Below are 15,682 nucleotides of genomic sequence, written 5' to 3'. Positions count from 1 at the left end.
ATGACGAAGGATCGCTCGGAACCAGAGCTCGACCGCGAGTTGCCCGACCTGCCGCCTGAGCTGCGGTGGCGCGAGTGGATGCATCGGGTCGAAGCCGTGCTCTTTGCCAGTGCCACCCCCGTGCCGCGCGAAGACCTTGCGCGGGTCGTGGGGCAGGGGGCATCGGTTGACCTTCTTGTGGCCGATCTCTCCGCCGATCTTGAGGGGCGGGCCTTTGAGATCGCCAAGGTCGGAGGGGGATGGATATTTCGCACGCGGACACATTATGCGTCGACGATCCGTGCGGCGGCGGATGTCGGAAACCAGCTCCAGGACCTGAGCGAGTTTGACATCGCGGTGCTCGCCGCAGTGGCTTATCACCAGCCGATCACGCGCGACGGGTTGAAGGATATCTTTGGCAAGGAAATCAGTCGCGACCTGATCGGCCGTTTGCATGATCGTCAGCTCATCGGCACAGGGCCGCGCAGCCCGCGACGTGGTGCGCCCTATACGTTTGTCACGACGGAGACGTTCCTCGTCGCGTTCGACTTGGAGACACTCGAAGACCTCCCGGATCGTGAGCAGTTGCAGGATGCGGGGCTGGAGGGGGCTTGAAGCGATTTTGGTGCGTTAACGCATAGCGGGCATGTTCAATCTGCACGGTTCCGCATCTTGTAAAGTTTTTAAATCGCTCATAAATAGGGCGGAGTAAGCGGCGACATGAGGAAACTCGCGTCGCTTTTTACCTCCCTGTTGGACTTAAGGCCGAGCTTTGCTCGGTCTTTTTTTTGGGGAAGAGTGCTTTGCCTGAGCTCGGGGCCGTTTCTGCAAGGTCGAGGTCAAACTTTGTAGACAGTTTACGTAGTGCCTTAGCGTGACCTAAAGCGTTTCGACTTTAACTTGATCTATCGCATAAAGTCGAAACGCCGCTCCGCTTGGACGTTGCTCCGCGTTTCTGCTCAAACCCTGATTCAGGTTTTAGTAGAAACGCTTTAGAGGAAATATCGGCCGAATGCGGCATTGCTGTCGAGCATGCCATTCGTGACCGTTGGGTGGTAGAATATGGCCCTGCGAATTCGGCCCCAGCCACCATCGCGAGGATCGAGACCGCGCACATGATGCGGAAGGGGCAGACCCCGGCGACGACGGTTTCCCGGATAAAATCATTGCTATTTCCGACAGAATAACTAAGGAATTGAAGATCACAGGCTAAGACTGCGAAACGCCTCTCATGACACAGATTGATCCGACACGCTTCTGGCCACGTGAAGCCGGGGCAAGCACCTTGGTGACTTTGCCGGGGCGAGCATCTTCTCCGCGTATCGATGTCCTGTGTGTATCCCCCGGCCTGACCGTCGCTCTTAGCTGGTTTGCAAATGACCAGTCGCATTGTGATGAGATCCGCCGCCCGACCGATCAGGTGCTTTTGGCTTTCAACCTGTCGGGCGCGATGCGACTTGAGCCGGTTGGGGAAAACGAAAGCTATGAGATCACACGCGGGCAAGGCTGGATCATCCGGCCCGGCGCGACCGCGATAAAGCGCATCGTTGAAAAGGGTGCGGGCTGTTCCAATCTGGTTTTCTCCCTGCGTCTGCCTTCGCTTCCTGCAACATTGAGGGAGGCGCTCGTCGCAGCCCTGCCACAACCGGGCATGTTGCGTCACCTGAAGCTTTCCGTTCCGCTTCAGGTCAGCCCTGAAACACTGTTTGATGGCTTGTCTTCACCAGCAGCGCTCATTCGGAAAGAAGGACTGTGTCTGTCACTGATCGGCCATGCGCTTGAGGATATCGATACAGATGAGCACACAAAAGCTTCCGACCCCCGGCGGTTGGTCACGCGTGCCCGCTTGCTCATGACCGAGCGCATGGGCGAGTCGATCTCGCTGGAAATGCTAACGGGCCGCCTCGGGGTCAGCCATGTCACTCTCACCCGCGCGTTCAGGCAAGTCTGCGGAACAACGGTTTTCGAGGATCTGCGGCGGATGCGGATTTTGAAGGCCGAGCACCTGATCAAAACCACTGCATTGTCTCTGACGCAGATTGCCTATGAATGTGGTTTCTCAAGCCCGGCTCATCTGAGTACCGCGTTTCGCAAATCCAATGGGCTGAGCCCGACGCAATGGCGCGCCCGCCTTTAATCAGGTGCCGGGCACATTCCCCTTCGGCAAATAAAAGAGTTTTTTACTCAGATATAAGTTTGCATGCCCGTGCTGTGGCACCGAGACGCCAAAGGAGTTTTGGATATGCTGCACTTCACACGCGCCTCCGCGCACATGGCCCGATTTACGGGTTGTTCCGTCATTGCTTTGTTCTCGGCGCTGAACACCGCGCCTGCCTTTGCCGCAGATGACAGTGTCATGCTGCTTGATCCGATCATCGTGTCCCCGAATTATTGGGACGAACCGGCGGATCAGGCAGCAACCTCCGTGACCGTTCTCGATCAGGACGGGCTTGATGCGGCAAAATCGCCCGACCTCGGTGCCATTGCCAGCGAAAGCAGCAATGTGCTGTTCCAAAGTGCGAATTCCGCAGAACGGCTTGTTCTGCGTGGCATGTCGGCCTTTGACAATGCGCTCACCGACCCGATCGGGTATCAGGTCAATGGCGTTTCCCTGCCATTGGGAACGATGCAAGTGCCGCACTTCTTTGCCGCCGAGCAGGTCACACTTTTGAAAGGACCACAAGGCACGACGGCGGGCCGCACCGCGGAAGCGGGGCTTTTGAGTTTTGACACCATCGCGCCGGGGGCGCTTGGCGGCTGGCGCGCCAGTGTCGGGATCGAGGGGGCGGACGCCGGGGCCGATGCCTTGGGCGGCACAGCGTCGATCCTCTATTCTGACTGGATCAATGCTGAGACGGCGCTGACCTTCGGGATTGAGACCTCCGGCACAACCGGGGTGATTTCCGATCCCCTTGGCGATGACGATGGCGGCGAGACTTCGCGCGTGAATGCTGTGGTCGGTGCCACATGGATGTTGGATAACGGGGCCGATCTCACCCTGAACACGGTGATCGAGCACGAGGATTTCAACAAGGAACAGTTCCGTTATATCGACGGCGCACTCGCGACGGACCGTTATGTGTCAAGCTATTCCGATCCCTCCTCTGAGACCCGTGACAGCAGCGTGACGTCCCTCACCTATCGCCAGTCCTTCGATGGGTTTGATCTGACCTCGATCACTGGGTTCACGACATTCGACCGCGCGTTCGATCTGGATTTCGATGGCTCGCAACTGGCACTTGGGGTCACCGAAATGGATCTGTCGGACCGGATGCTGTCGCAGGAGCTCCGCTTTACGTCCACGGGCAGCGATGAGTTCAAATGGGCCGCCGGCATTTATGCCTTCCATCAAGACACGGATGTGGATTTCAACCTCGGCTCCATGTCCACGGATCGCCACACCGAAATCGACCAGACCGGCGTCGCGCTCTACGGCACTGCGGAGTATCTTGTGGCTGAGAGGCTGACCCTCGGAGCCGGGCTGCGCCTTGACTGGATCGACAGCGAGGCTGAGCAAACCCTGACGACAAGCTCCGGGTCCAGCACCTATGAGGCAAATGACACGGGGTTGACCGCCCTGCCCAAACTCACCGCCTCCTATGCGCTGGCACCAGAGACCACGCTTTATGCAAACATCGCCCGCGGTTACATGCCCGCAGGCTACAATTACGGCTTTGCAAGCGACGCAGACAGTCTGAGCTATGATGCGGAATATAGCTGGGCGGGGGAGATTGGTGTCAAACACCACCTGTCCGAACGTGCCTCTTTGAACGTGGCGGGTTTCTATACGAAGGTCAAAGACAAGCAAATCACCGAAACCATTCCGGGCGCATCGCAACGTATTTCCAACGCGGCAGAGGCGGAAAGTTATGGGCTTGAGGCGGAATTGCGCGCCGATCTGAGCGCAAGTTGGAAATTGCACGCGACGGCAGGCTGGCAAAAGGCACGGGCGAATTCTTTTGAAACCACGGTTTATGACATGAGCACCGGGGGGCTGAGTGCGGTGGATTATTCCGGCAACGACCTGCCTATGGCGCCGTCTGTCACCTATGGTTTGGCGCTTGCCTATGACGGCGCGGGGCCGTGGTCCGGCACGCTCTCTCTGAATGGTTCTGGCGACTATTATTTCGACGCAGCCAATACGATCAAGCAGGATGGCTATCGTATCGTGAACGCCAGTATCAGTCGCTCTCTTGGGCAGGGGAAATTGGGGCAGAGCACAGTGACGCTTTGGGCCACCAACCTGTTCGATGCCGACTATTACGCCGTTGCCGCCAATACGGTACGCGGCACGGTGGTCGAGGACGGAGCCCCTCGCACCTTTGGCCTCAGCTTTACGACGGAGTGGTGATGTCCAGCGAACCCAATCTTCACGTTTCCCCGCGCGAATACGGCGCGGGGAGATTGCTTGCAACGCTTGAGGGCCCTTTGCGCTTTGCGCTTCTTGACTGGGCGCTGGGGCATGGGATTTTCGATCTCTGTGCCGAAGGTGCCTCCGCCGATGAGATTGCCTCGGCGCGCGGCTATGACCCGGAGCAATGCCGGATCATCTTGCGTGCGCTGGTGGCGGCCGGGTTTCTTGAGGGGGACGCGCATCGCTTTCACGTCCCGGCCGACATTCGCCCCTATGTCCTTGCGGACAGTGATCAGAGTATGATCGTGACGCTGCGTGCCATGGCGGACCTGCGTCACGATGGTTTGAAGGACATTGACGATTATCTGCGCCCGAAACGCCCGCAGCCCCAGCGGCCTCTGTTCGATGACCGGCATTGGGATGCCACCTATGGCTCGCTGCAACAGTTTCACAAAGCTGTCGCCTGTGACGTGATGCTGAAGACGCTCACCGGGCTTGAAGGTTTCGATGAAGCGCGGCGTTTTCTCGACATCGGCCCCGGCAGTGCCACCTTGGCGCGACGTCTTCTTGCGCGACGCCCTGATCTCGACATCACGCTTTTTGATCTTTCACCGATGGCGCAGCGCATGCGCAGAGAGGCGGCAGACCTGCCTGTCGAAATCATCGCGGGCAATTACAACGCGGCTCTGCCAGAGGGAAAATTCGACATCATCTGGTGTTCGATGACACTTTATTTCCATCAAAACGGCCTGCCGGATCTGGTGGATAAACTCGCGGACCGGCTGGCTCCGGGGGGCATTCTGGTGAGCCTGCACGAAGCCCTTCGTCAAGATCGCACGGCACCGTCTGAACATGTCATTGGTCGACTTTTTCCCGCTTTGAGGCAGGGAGATGTGTCTTTTTCTGATGATGACATTCCTGCGGCCATGCGACATGCGGGTCTTCAGATCGTCCGCTCTGAACCGCTGTTCACCGCCTTTGGCGAGATGCAGCTTGACGTCGCGCGCCGCCCGCTTTGAAAGGACATACGATGAGACATTTTCTGCGACTTCTGTTTTCGCTCTGCGCCTTGAGTGCCTTGTCCGGGCCGCTCAAGGCCGAAACCATTGCGCTCTCAGGTCCGCCAATCTGGGAAAGCACACCGCTGATCGACATGGCCGAGACCCAGCCTTTGGCCGATCAGGGCATTACCTTCACCTTTGCGCCGTGGAAAACACCCGAGACCCTGCGCAAAAGTCTGATGTCTGAGACGCCGCAGCTCGCCGTTGCGCCCAGTTTGATGGCCGCACTTTTCGATGCGCGTGGCATTCCGCTTCATCCGCTTTCGGCCACGGCGTCGGGTGGGTCGCTTTGGCTTTTGGGCCAGGGCAATGAGATCACCGATCCCGCCATGCTGGCCAATCAAAGGATCGCCCTGCCCTTCAAGGGCAATCTGCCGGATTTGCTGATGCAGCGGATCACGCGGGACCAAGCTGCGTTCACGCCGGTTTACACGGGCGATTACATGGCGGCGATGCAGCTTTTGCTCGCGGGCAAGGCAGATCTTGCGCTTTTGCCGGAACCACTGGCCAGCGCCTTGCTCAGCCGCGCGCCCGAAATGCAACGCCGCGCCGATCTTTGTGTGCTCTGGCAGCAGGCAACCACCTTAACACACTGCCCGCCCGCAGGTCTTGTGGCGGCGAACGGTGCGCTGGATGCAGAAACGCTTGCCAAGGTGCAAAGCGCCTATGTGGCGGCCTTTGCGCGGGTCTCCAATGACCCGTCGCGCGCGGGACAGTATCTCAGCGACAGTTTTCCGCAGGTGCCCGCGAATGATGGGGCGGCTTACGCCGGGCTTCGTCCCGTCTCTTTGCCTTTGCCGCAAGAGGCCGCGCCGCTCGCCGCATTTTACGCCGAGATTTTCGCGCTCGCGCCCGATGCCTTAGGCGGTCAGCTTCCGGCAGAGGATTTCTTCGCCGGAAGCGTGAAATGAGCCCGGGAGCACGCTTCGGGATCGGCAGTCTCAGCGTCGGGGCGCTGATGCTGATCTGGGGCGTTCTGGCCGAGAACAGCCTGCCCGCCATCCTACCCGGACCGCTCAGGGTTCTCTCTGCGCTCTGGGGGCTTTTGGCGGATGGGGCGTTTTGGCGTGCGGTCATGGCCCCAAGCCTTTTACGGAGCGCGGCCGGAGTTTTTCTGGCGCTGGTTCTGGGCGGTGTTCTTGGGGTCATCAGTCAACGCTTTGCCCTGATCTCGGCGGTGCTTGCGCCCTATCGGGTCATGCTGATGGGGCTGCCCGCCCCCATCCTCGCCATTTTATGCATCCTCTGGTTTGATGGCGGCACGGTGACGGTGATTGTCTGCATTACGCTTTTGCTGATGCCGGTGTTTCAGATCGCGACGACCGAAGGGTTAAACGCGGTCGATCCACAGCTGTCCGAGATGGCGCAAATCTTTAAAATCCCTGCCATGCGCCGCCTGCGCCACATTGTCTGGCCCGCGCTTTGGGTCGCACTCGGCCCCGCTTTTCGCACGAGCGTGGCCAACGGGCTGCGCATTACCTTGCTCACCGAGCTTTTAAGTGGGGCGGAAGGGCTTGGGCAGGCCGTGATGACCGCGCAAAGCTATTTGCAGACCGACCGGCTCTTTGCCCTTGTTCTTATTATTCTAGGATTATTGGCTGGAATTGAGGCGATTGTGAACCAGCTCACCGGAAAGGCCCGGAGATGATCGAAGCGCATGACATCATACAACAAGGGCATGATAAGCCTCGGTTCCATGTCCAGAGCTTTCATATAAAAGCGGGGGAAAACGTGCGGATCATCGGGCCGAGCGGGGCAGGAAAGACCTCACTTATGCGGGTGATGGCGGGGCTTGAGACGCCCGATGCGGGAGGTATTGCACGACGGTTTCAACGTCCCGGTTTTGCCTTTGCAGAGCCGCGGTTGATCGGGCAACTGAGCGTTGTCGAAAATCTACGCCTTGTTCTGCACAAAGGGGTGCAAGACATGTCTGGCGTGATACGGAACGGGCTTGCGGCGCTGTCCATGCAAGACCATGCAGAAGCGCGCGTCGCGACATTGTCGAAAGGACAGGCGCAACGTATCGCGCTCTTGCGCGCAATGGTGATCCAACCCGATATCCTGTTTCTCGACGAGGCCCTTGGCGGCTTAGATACGGAGACCTTCATGCGCACCAAGAGCATGGTCGAGGCCTACCGTCAAAACCGCATCTGTACCTTGATCGAGATAAGCCATGATCCCGCCCGTTGTCTTGCGCCCCTCAAAAGCCGGGAGCTTTGTCCTCTAGGCTCAGGTCAAATCTCACCCGATGTCCTTTGATGTCTCAAAACTGACAATACGCCCGTGATCCATTGTCGCGATACGATCAGCGAGAGCCATGGCTTCGGACTGGTCATGGGTCACCATAATGGCGCCGACGCCTGCACGGCGTTGCAGGGCGCGCACTTCACTGCGCAGCGATACCCGAACCTGCGCGTCGAGCGCACTAAAAGGTTCGTCCATCAGCAAAAGTCGCGGTTTGATCGCCAAGGCCCGTGCCATGGCCACACGCTGCCTTTGCCCGCCAGAGAGTTCCGCGGGGTAGCGCCCGCCAAGATCGGGCAATTCGATCATCTCCAAAAGCTCATCCACACGGGTTTGGATCTCAGCGGCGCGGGGGCCACGTTTCATGACCTTTAGGCCAAAGCCGATGTTTTCCGATACGGTCATATGCCGGAACAGGGCGTAGTTTTGAAACACCATCCCGAAATGGCGCGCGCCAGAGGGCTGATGCGTGATGTCTTCACCATCAAAGCTCAAATGTCCCTGATCGGCATGAACAAGCCCCGCGATGATATTGAGCAGAGTTGTCTTGCCCGAACCTGACGGCCCCAAAAGTGCTACGAATTCGCCCTTTTGCACAGAGAGAGACACGCCTTTAAGCACCTCTGTTCCATTGTAGGATTTGTGGATGTCGTGAGCTTCGAAACTCATCAATTCGCCCTCCTTTTCGGGCCGAAACGGTCCAGTGCGCCGCGCAACGCGAGTGTGACAAGGGCCAGACCCGCGAGAACTGTTGCCGCAGCAAACGCGCCGGTGGCATTATAGTCGTTGTAAAGCAGTTCAATTTGCAGAGGCAGGGTCATTGTTTCCCCCCGGATCGCGCCGGAAACCACGCTGACCGCGCCGAATTCGCCCATGGCGCGCGCCATGGTCAGGACAGTGCCATAAGCCAACCCCCAGGAGATATTCGGCAGAACCACATGGCGGAAAATTTGCCATCCATTTGCGCCAAGGGTCAGTGCGGCTTTTTCTTCGTCCTCGCCCGAGACCATCAACACGGGCAGAATTTCACGCATCACAAACGGGCAGGTCACGAAAAGAGAGACAAGCACGATGCCGACAAGATTGAACATCAACTGGATGTTATAGGGCGCAAGGGCCGCGCCGACCGGACCATATGCGCCGTAGATCAACAGGAAACAAAGGCCTGCGACGATGGGCGAGACGGCAAAAGGCAGCTCGATCAGCACCAAAAGCGCGCGCCGTCCGAAAAAGCGATAACGTGCGATCGCCCATGCGCTTGCGACACCAAAGACGATGTTCAGTGGCACGACGATAAGCGCGGCGACAACGGTGAGGCGCATGGCCGCCATGGTCTCCGCATCGGTAATCGACACAAGGTAGGTCGCAAACCCATCGGCAAAAGCGCGGTGAAAAATCGCGATGACCGGCATCACGACCATAAGGCCGAGAAAGGCGATGGCGAGGAGGATGAGAAGAACGCGCGCCATGGATCAGCCTCCCGTCCGCAAATAGCGTTGCAATCGGTTTTGCACCACATTGATGACGACCAACAGGATCAATGAAACGGCCAACAGCGTCCCGGCGACAGCCGCCGCTGCCGGGTAGTCGAATTCATCGAGCCGGATGAGAATGAGAAGAGAGGCGATCTCCGTCTTGTAAGGCAGGTTCCCGGCGATAAAGATGACCGCGCCGAATTCGCCCAAAGAGCGCACGAAGGACAGGCCGACACCGGTCAGGATCGAGGGCAAGAGCGGGCGCAACAGGACGCGAAAGAACCGCTGCGCTGCGCTGGCCCCCAGAGTGAGCGCGGCGGCCTCTTCATCGGGGTCCAGCTCTTCGATTGCGGGTTGAATGGCACGCACGGCGAAGGGGATCGAAGTAAACGCCATGGCGATGACGATGCCCCACCAGGTGTAAGCGATCTGAAGTCCGAAGCTGTCGAGAGCGCCGCCGATCCAGCCGGAGCGGTCATAAAGCGCCACAAGCGCGATCCCTGCGACGGCGGTCGGCAAAGCGAAGGGCAGATCGACGAGCGCATCCATCAGACCGCGACCCCAAAACCGGTAACGTGTCAGGACCCATGCCAGCACAAGGCCGAAGCCCCCGTTGATCAATGTTGCAACCCCTGCCGCAGTAAAGGTCACGCGCAGCGCGGACAGCACCCGCTCCGACTGCATCACGCGCAGATAATCTGAGGGGCCGAGTTTTCCCAATTGCCACAAAAGCCCACTGATCGGCAGCAAGACAATCAGGCACAGAAACAGCACCGAAATTCCCAGCGAGAGGGAAAATCCGGGCAGGATATGCGGGGCAGCGCGTTGCCTGTGGCGGGGCAGGAGGCCAGACATGGACATGAAGGGTCCTTTGACATGCAGCCCCCGCATCCCAAGAGACGCGAGGGCATAAGATTCAGATGCGGGGCGGGTCAGTTCTTAAAGATTTGATCCAGAGTGCCGCCGTCACCAAAATGGGTTTCCTGCGCTTCGGCCCAGCTGCCGAATACATCTTCGACGGTGATCAGGCGCACATCGGGGAACTGATCCTTTGTGGCTTCGACCACTTTCGGGTCATGCACGCGGTTGTTGAAAGATGCGATGATCTCTTGTGCTTCGGTGCTGTAGAGGAAGTTGAGATAGGCTTCGGCCACATCCGTCGTGCCTTTCTCCTCTGCGACTTTACGCACCAAGGCGACGGGGAATTCCGCCAGCAAGGATACGGCGGGAACGACGCGCTCATATGCGCCTTCTTCCTCTGCGGAACGGATATTTTCCACCTCTGCCTCGAAGGTGATCAGCACATCGCCAAGGCCGCGTTCAACAAAGCTGGTCGTTGCGCCGCGTCCGCCGGTGTCGAAGACGACGACGTTCTTGAGGATTTTCCCGACGAACTCCTGTGTCGCCGCTTCATCGCCACCGAATTTATCAAGGCCATAGGCATAGGCCGCCAGATAGGTGTAACGCGCATTGCCGGAGGTTTTCGGGTTCGGGAAGACGATGGAAACATCGTCACGGGCCAGATCGTCCCAATCTTCGATGCCTTTCGGGTTGCCGCCACGAACGAGGAACGCCGGAAGCGAATAATAGGGAGAGGCGTTGTTGGGCAGATCGCTCTGCCAGTCCTCATCGACAAAGCCATTGTCAGCAAGGATTTGCACGTCGAGCACCTGATTGAAGGTGACGAGATCGGCTTTGAGCCCCTGCAAAATCGCGCGCGCCTGTTTCGAAGAGCCGGCGTGGCTTTGCTGAATGGTGAGGGCCTCGCCGCTCTCTTCAGCCCAGTTCTCAGAAAAGACCGGATTGAGGGCGGCATAAAGTTCGCGGGCAATGTCATAAGACACATTGAGAATTTCGCGATCTTGCGCATGAGCGGGGCTAAGGAAACCGGCCGAAACAATGGCGGCGGTCGCTAGGCTGCGCGGGATCATTCGCAAGGAGCGTGTGCGGAAAAAGGTCGTAAAGGGCATTTCAGGCTCCTGAGCAACAAATCATTCCCCGCTTTGAAGAATATATTTCTGTATTTGGCAACTGTCCGTCGCCGTTTAAGGAACTAATCTCATGTATTTGTAATAAACAGGGAATTATTTTCCATTAAGCGCTGAAAGTCGGAATGCCTTTTGGCGAGATTTGTGGCTTGGGGGTGATAAGGCGTGATCACAGTGCATTGCCGCAACGGGGCTCCATGAGGTGTCGCATCTGTATTGTTTACAAATCGCGGTTTCACCTTTGAGGCGAAACGCCTAAAACCTCTCACAGCTGCCGCCAAGATTGTCTTTCAAGGCATAAACACAAACCCATGAGGTATTGATGCACGGAGAATATAAGGTTCCCGGCGGCAAGTTGATCGTCGCGGATGTTGAAACCCATGAGGACCGGATCGTCTCGGTCCAGATTTCCGGGGATTTCTTCCTCGAACCGGAAGAGGCGCTTGTCGCACTCACCGAAGCGCTGATCGGCTTGCGCACAACGGCTTCGGTTCAGGAGATCGCCGGAGAAATTCGCGCGGCGCTGCCTGAACATGCACAACTGTTTGGGTTTTCTCCCGAAGGCGTTGCCATTGCCCTGCGCCGCGCGCTTGGGGTTGCAAAAACCTGGCAGGATTTCGAGTGGCATATCATCGACTCGACGCCCCTGTCGCCCGCGATGCATGTGGCGCTCGATGAGGTTTTGGCGCGCGAGGTCAACAGTGGTCGGCGTGCGCCCACCTTGCGGTTTTGGACATGGGAACGGCCCGCTGTGATCCTCGGGTCTTTCCAATCGGTGCGCAACGAAGTGGATATGGAGGCGGCAAATGCGCTTGGCGTCGAGATCGTGCGCCGTGCCACCGGCGGCGGTGCGATGTTCGTCGAGCCGGGCAGCGCGATCACCTATTCGCTCTATGCGCCGGTGGAACTTGTGGCCGATATGGGCTTTGCCGACAGTTATGCGTTCCTTGATAACTGGGTTTTGAAAGCTTTGAACGAAATCGGGATCGACGCGGTGTACAAGCCGCTCAACGATATTTCGAGCCCCAAAGGCAAGATCGGCGGCGCCGCCCAGAAACGCTTTGGCAACAACTCGACGGTCTTGCACCATGTGACGATGGCCTATGACATGGATGCGGACAAGATGATGAAGGTTCTGCGCATCGGGCGGGAGAAGCTTTCGGACAAGGGTACGGCCAGTGCGGGCAAACGGGTTGACCCGGTGCGCGCCCAAAGTGGCCTGTCGCGCGACGCGGTCATCGCGGCGATGAAATCCACCTTTGTGGGCCTCAATGGCGGGCGTGATGATGACGTTACCAAGGCCGAATATGCCGCAGCAGAGGCGCTTGTGGCCGAGAAATACGGCACCGAAGATTGGCTTTACAAGCTGCCATAAAGTTTCAAAAGCCGCCTCTGGGGGCGGCTTTTTAAGCGTTGAGCTTACCGCGCAGGCGTTGAGGCCCAGCCGTAAGTGTCACGCAGGAAATCCGCCACCGCATCCGAACGCAGTGCCTCGGCCACGGCTTGGGTTTTCGCATCGTCCAGATCCTTGGCATTGACCGCATAGCTCACCGCATAGCGATCCGTCTGCGCATTGCGCTCCTCAATAAAGATCCGTTCCGCATCGCCCTCAAGCGCAAGGGCGCGCGCGAATGTCGGATACATGACGGCAAGCGTACGCCCCGCCTCGTCATAGGCCCCGGCCGTCGCCGTCAGGGGCGTTTGCACGAAAATCAGATCAAGCGGATTTGCCGCGATATCCGCCTCTGTGGCCTCAAAACTCACACCCTCGGCCAGTTCAATCAACCTCGCACTTTCGAGCAACAAAAACGCGCGCGCCGTGTTCACCCCGTCGTTGGGAATGAACACCGTTGTGCCGGCAGCAATCTCTGACAGGTCGCTGTATTGGCCGGAATAAAGCGCAAAGGTCGCATGATAGACCGGCTGGGCGATGACCAGATCGGCCCCCGAACGATCATTGAAAATCCCCATGTAGAATTCATGCTGGATCAGATTGCCGTCAATCTCTCCATGAGCCAGCGCCGGGTTGGCCTCCGCATAATTCAGAAACACGGTTTTCTCGATCGCATAGCCTTTCTCGGCAAGCTCGGGCGTGATCACGTCGATCAGATCCGCCTGCGTTTCATCGGCAGAATGGAACGGATAAAACGACACGCCAAGCCGGATGGTGTCCTGCGCAAGGGCCGGGGTGGTCAAGGTCAAAGCGGCGAACAGACCCGCCGCGAGATGAGAGAGAGGATTCATGTCAGGCTTTCCCTTTTTTATCGAGACGTCTGGCAAGGGCGGAGCCCGACAGCTGGATCAATTGAACAAGCAGCGTCATCAGCAAAATGATGACCCACATCAAGGATTGGTTCCACATATAGAACCCCTCCTGTAACGCGAGATAACCAAGGCCACCACCGGCAATCACGCCGACCACGGTGGAATAGGCGATCAGGCTGATGATCGCGGAGGTATACCCAAGCACCAGCGCCGCGCGCGCCTCTACCAGCACGAACTGCGTCACCAATTGCCATCGGCTGGCCGAAAGCGCGTGAGCTGTCTGGAAAAGCTGCGGGTTGATATCGGCGATCGCCTGTTCCACGAGCCGGGTCACGACCGCGATCCCGACAATCGAAAGCGACACCATGGAGGCATAAATCCCATAGGCTGTGCCCACCAGAAACCGGGCGAACGGTGCCATGATGATGAGGAACAGGATGAACGGCACGGAGCGCACGAGATTGACCAGAAGACCAACGGGGGTCGCAAAAAGCGGGCTCTCCCAGACGCCTCCGCGTCGGCAAAGCGATAACAAAATTCCCGCCCCCGTGCCGAAAATCGCCGCCAGACCAAAGGAGACGCCCACCATATAGAGGGTCTCGACAAAGCCTGTGGTGATCTCCGAGCCAAACCGTGCCCATGTCTCGAAAAATGTCTCGAAGAGACCGTTAATCATGGCCTGTCCCTTCCCAAAGTGTCTCCACAGTGTCCACCTCAAAACGGGCACTGTTGCGGATCGTCCCGATGCGGCTGACCCGGCCTTGGTCGAGATGCAGAGCTCGGTCACACATATAGCGAACCACATTCATGGAATGCGCCACAAGCACCATCGCCATGGGATAGCGCGCGTGGATTTTCTTTAAGAGATCAAGAATCTCATGGCTGGTCTCGGCATCCAGCGCCGAGGTTGGTTCATCGAGGAACAAAACCTCCGGATCGGTCACAAGCGCACGGGCAATCGCGACCCTTTGCGCCTCCCCACCCGAAAGCGTGATCGGATAGTCCGCCAGTTTTCCGGCCAGCCCGACAAAGTCAAGCATCTCCGCTGCCTGTGCCTCTCGGGCGCTTTTCGCCACGCCGCGCAGCTTGAGTGGCAAAGCCACATTGTCCAGCACCGTGCGATTGTACAAAAGGCTGAAGCCTTGAAACACCGTCGCCGTGCGCGTGGTGACCGCGCGCCGGATGCTGCGCGAGGTCTCTGGTCCGATCTCGGTTGCGTCAAAATAAAACCGCCCCGCATCGGGCGTCATCTGCAGACTCAAAATCCGCAAAAGCGTGGTCTTGCCCGCGCCGCTTCGCCCAATGATGCCAAAGATTTCGTGCGGGGCCACCGCGAAGCTGATCTGTTCCAATGCGTGCAAATGCCCGCTTTGAAAAGACTTGCCGAGGTTCTCGACCTTGATCACCGAAGAGGGCGCATGAACTGTCACAGGTTGACTTCCATACTGTTTCAAACCGGCCGCAAATGCGGGCCTGTCCCCCCGTCAAAGCGCACCTCGCGCGCCGCACCGCAGGAATGCCGACGCCCAAAGGCCAACGCAAGCTCCATCAACTCCGCATCAAACTCGCCATCCGTCAGGTCCAGCAAAAAATCCTGTCCCGCCGCGATATGGTTGCGCCGAAGTTGATGGAGCAACAGCAAAAGCAACCGCTCATCGCGTGTCACCACATCGGCCCGCACCCGATCCGCCGTGTCACAAATCTCAAGCTGCGTCCCGCGCACGCGTGTCAGCGCCTGTACGATCTGTGCCAACCCATAGGCCAGCGGCAGCCCCGTACGTGTTCCCCAACGCTCGGCCGCCACATGATAGGCCCTGTTCCACGTGTGATGATCGGGGTCGCGACAGGTTTCCATGACCTCGCGCATCAGCGGCAAAAGCGCCTGTTCGAAGGCGTCACAGCCGATCAGCCCAAGCGGCATGAGAGCGCTCGAAGCAGGATCTGGTCGGGGCATGGTGTTCTGCAACATCTCCGGTTCCGTCATGGGGGATCCATTTTTAGGGGGTCTTGAACAGTCTTCTGTCCAATGTGACCGTGTCAAAACCTGGCGATGCCCTGTGCTTGGTGTCCGCCTGTCTTAGCTCAGGACGCGGGGGCAGATCAATGCTTGCCAAAGGGGCGACACACGGGCCTCCGGGAAGAGCCCGTGTCCCTCTTGGGTGGCCTCTTCCGCAAAGATCCGTCTGACATTCAGCCCCGCACGATCCCCAACAACGACTGGCCCGAGAAGGTCGTTCTCGACAAGAGCGGCGCGAATATGCCCGGGCTGGAAAACATGAATATCTTGCCCACCATGCGCCATGCCTTCGCATGTGC

Annotated in this window: 16 protein-coding genes; 8 read left to right on the top strand and 8 right to left on the bottom strand. The window is 58.4% G+C overall.

Going from position 1 to position 15,682, the window contains the following annotated elements; genetic code table 11:
• From scpB to ACYBHZ_RS18295, 7 genes are all read left to right on the top strand, one after another.
• Positions 1 to 594: an SMC-Scp complex subunit ScpB gene (gene scpB / locus ACYBHZ_RS18325; RefSeq protein ID WP_460275753.1), complete on the top strand. Its 594-nt coding sequence runs from the start codon at positions 1 to 3 to the stop codon at positions 592 to 594.
• Positions 595 to 1,210: 616 nt separating this feature from the next.
• Positions 1,211 to 2,116, top strand: coding sequence for a helix-turn-helix domain-containing protein (locus ACYBHZ_RS18320; RefSeq protein ID WP_460275752.1), 906 nt, complete (start codon positions 1,211 to 1,213; stop codon positions 2,114 to 2,116).
• 105 nt (positions 2,117 to 2,221) lie between these two features.
• Positions 2,222 to 4,330 (top strand): TonB-dependent receptor, encoded by a 2,109-nt coding sequence (locus ACYBHZ_RS18315; RefSeq protein ID WP_460275751.1) that lies wholly within the window; start codon positions 2,222 to 2,224, stop codon positions 4,328 to 4,330.
• Complete coding sequence (locus ACYBHZ_RS18310; RefSeq protein ID WP_460275750.1) at positions 4,330 to 5,352, top strand: class I SAM-dependent methyltransferase; 1,023 nt, start codon at positions 4,330 to 4,332, stop codon at positions 5,350 to 5,352. Before ACYBHZ_RS18315 ends, ACYBHZ_RS18310 begins: the two co-directional genes overlap by 1 nt.
• Positions 5,353 to 5,363: 11 nt before the next feature.
• On the top strand, positions 5,364 to 6,305 hold the full coding sequence (locus ACYBHZ_RS18305; RefSeq protein WP_460275749.1) for an ABC transporter substrate-binding protein: 942 nt from the start codon (positions 5,364 to 5,366) through the stop codon (positions 6,303 to 6,305).
• A complete protein-coding gene (locus ACYBHZ_RS18300; RefSeq protein WP_460275748.1) occupies positions 6,302 to 7,042 on the top strand; it encodes an ABC transporter permease in 741 nt (246 codons plus the stop codon). The genes ACYBHZ_RS18305 and ACYBHZ_RS18300 overlap by 4 nt, the downstream gene beginning before the upstream one ends.
• Entirely contained in the window at positions 7,039 to 7,653 is a 615-nt protein-coding gene (locus ACYBHZ_RS18295; protein WP_460275747.1) for an ABC transporter ATP-binding protein, read from the top strand. The genes ACYBHZ_RS18300 and ACYBHZ_RS18295 overlap by 4 nt, the downstream gene beginning before the upstream one ends.
• Here the strand turns inward: ACYBHZ_RS18295 and ACYBHZ_RS18290 are convergent.
• The 4 genes from ACYBHZ_RS18290 to cysP all read right to left on the bottom strand — a co-directional run bounded on the left by ACYBHZ_RS18290 (position 7,636) and on the right by cysP (position 11,083).
• Positions 7,636 to 8,307, bottom strand: a complete 672-nt coding sequence (locus ACYBHZ_RS18290; protein WP_460275746.1) for an ABC transporter ATP-binding protein — start codon at positions 8,305 to 8,307, stop codon at positions 7,636 to 7,638. The two genes, ACYBHZ_RS18295 and ACYBHZ_RS18290, sit on opposite strands and share 18 nt — an antisense overlap.
• A complete protein-coding gene (cysW, locus tag ACYBHZ_RS18285; RefSeq protein ID WP_460275745.1) occupies positions 8,307 to 9,107 on the bottom strand; it encodes a sulfate ABC transporter permease subunit CysW in 801 nt (266 codons plus the stop codon). The genes ACYBHZ_RS18290 and cysW overlap by 1 nt, the downstream gene beginning before the upstream one ends.
• A gap of 3 nt (positions 9,108 to 9,110) precedes the next feature.
• A complete protein-coding gene (cysT, locus tag ACYBHZ_RS18280) occupies positions 9,111 to 9,974 on the bottom strand; it encodes a sulfate ABC transporter permease subunit CysT (RefSeq protein ID WP_460275744.1) in 864 nt (287 codons plus the stop codon).
• Between the two features lie 71 nt (positions 9,975 to 10,045).
• Positions 10,046 to 11,083 carry a thiosulfate ABC transporter substrate-binding protein CysP gene (gene cysP, locus ACYBHZ_RS18275; RefSeq protein ID WP_460275743.1) on the bottom strand — a complete coding sequence of 346 codons (1,038 nt, stop codon included), beginning with the start codon at positions 11,081 to 11,083 and terminating at the stop codon, positions 10,046 to 10,048.
• A 340-nt stretch (positions 11,084 to 11,423) separates the two neighbouring features.
• Between cysP and ACYBHZ_RS18270 the strand changes: the two genes are divergently transcribed.
• Positions 11,424 to 12,476: a lipoate--protein ligase family protein gene (locus tag ACYBHZ_RS18270; RefSeq protein ID WP_460275742.1), complete on the top strand. Its 1,053-nt coding sequence runs from the start codon at positions 11,424 to 11,426 to the stop codon at positions 12,474 to 12,476.
• 44 nt (positions 12,477 to 12,520) lie between these two features.
• Here ACYBHZ_RS18270 and ACYBHZ_RS18265 read toward each other — a convergent pair whose 3' ends face one another.
• Genes ACYBHZ_RS18265 through ACYBHZ_RS18250 form a run of 4 tightly spaced genes read right to left on the bottom strand, consistent with a single transcriptional unit; the run spans position 12,521 to position 15,350 of the window.
• Positions 12,521 to 13,345, bottom strand: coding sequence for a MetQ/NlpA family ABC transporter substrate-binding protein (locus tag ACYBHZ_RS18265; RefSeq protein ID WP_460275741.1), 825 nt, complete (start codon positions 13,343 to 13,345; stop codon positions 12,521 to 12,523).
• 1 nt (position 13,346) lies between these two features.
• The gene (locus ACYBHZ_RS18260) at positions 13,347 to 14,042 is read right to left on the bottom strand and encodes a methionine ABC transporter permease (protein WP_460275740.1); all 696 of its coding nucleotides are present in this window, start codon (positions 14,040 to 14,042) and stop codon (positions 13,347 to 13,349) included.
• A complete protein-coding gene (locus ACYBHZ_RS18255; RefSeq protein WP_460275739.1) occupies positions 14,035 to 14,796 on the bottom strand; it encodes an ATP-binding cassette domain-containing protein in 762 nt (253 codons plus the stop codon). The genes ACYBHZ_RS18260 and ACYBHZ_RS18255 overlap by 8 nt, the downstream gene beginning before the upstream one ends.
• Positions 14,797 to 14,816: 20 nt before the next feature.
• Positions 14,817 to 15,350 carry a hypothetical protein gene (locus ACYBHZ_RS18250; RefSeq protein ID WP_460275738.1) on the bottom strand — a complete coding sequence of 178 codons (534 nt, stop codon included), beginning with the start codon at positions 15,348 to 15,350 and terminating at the stop codon, positions 14,817 to 14,819.
• Positions 15,351 to 15,682 lie beyond the last annotated feature (332 nt).

This window comes from Celeribacter sp. ULVN23_4 (genome assembly GCF_054788345.1).
The sequence above is the reverse complement of the archived record's forward strand: the minus strand, read 5'-3'. Positions and strand labels throughout refer to the sequence as shown.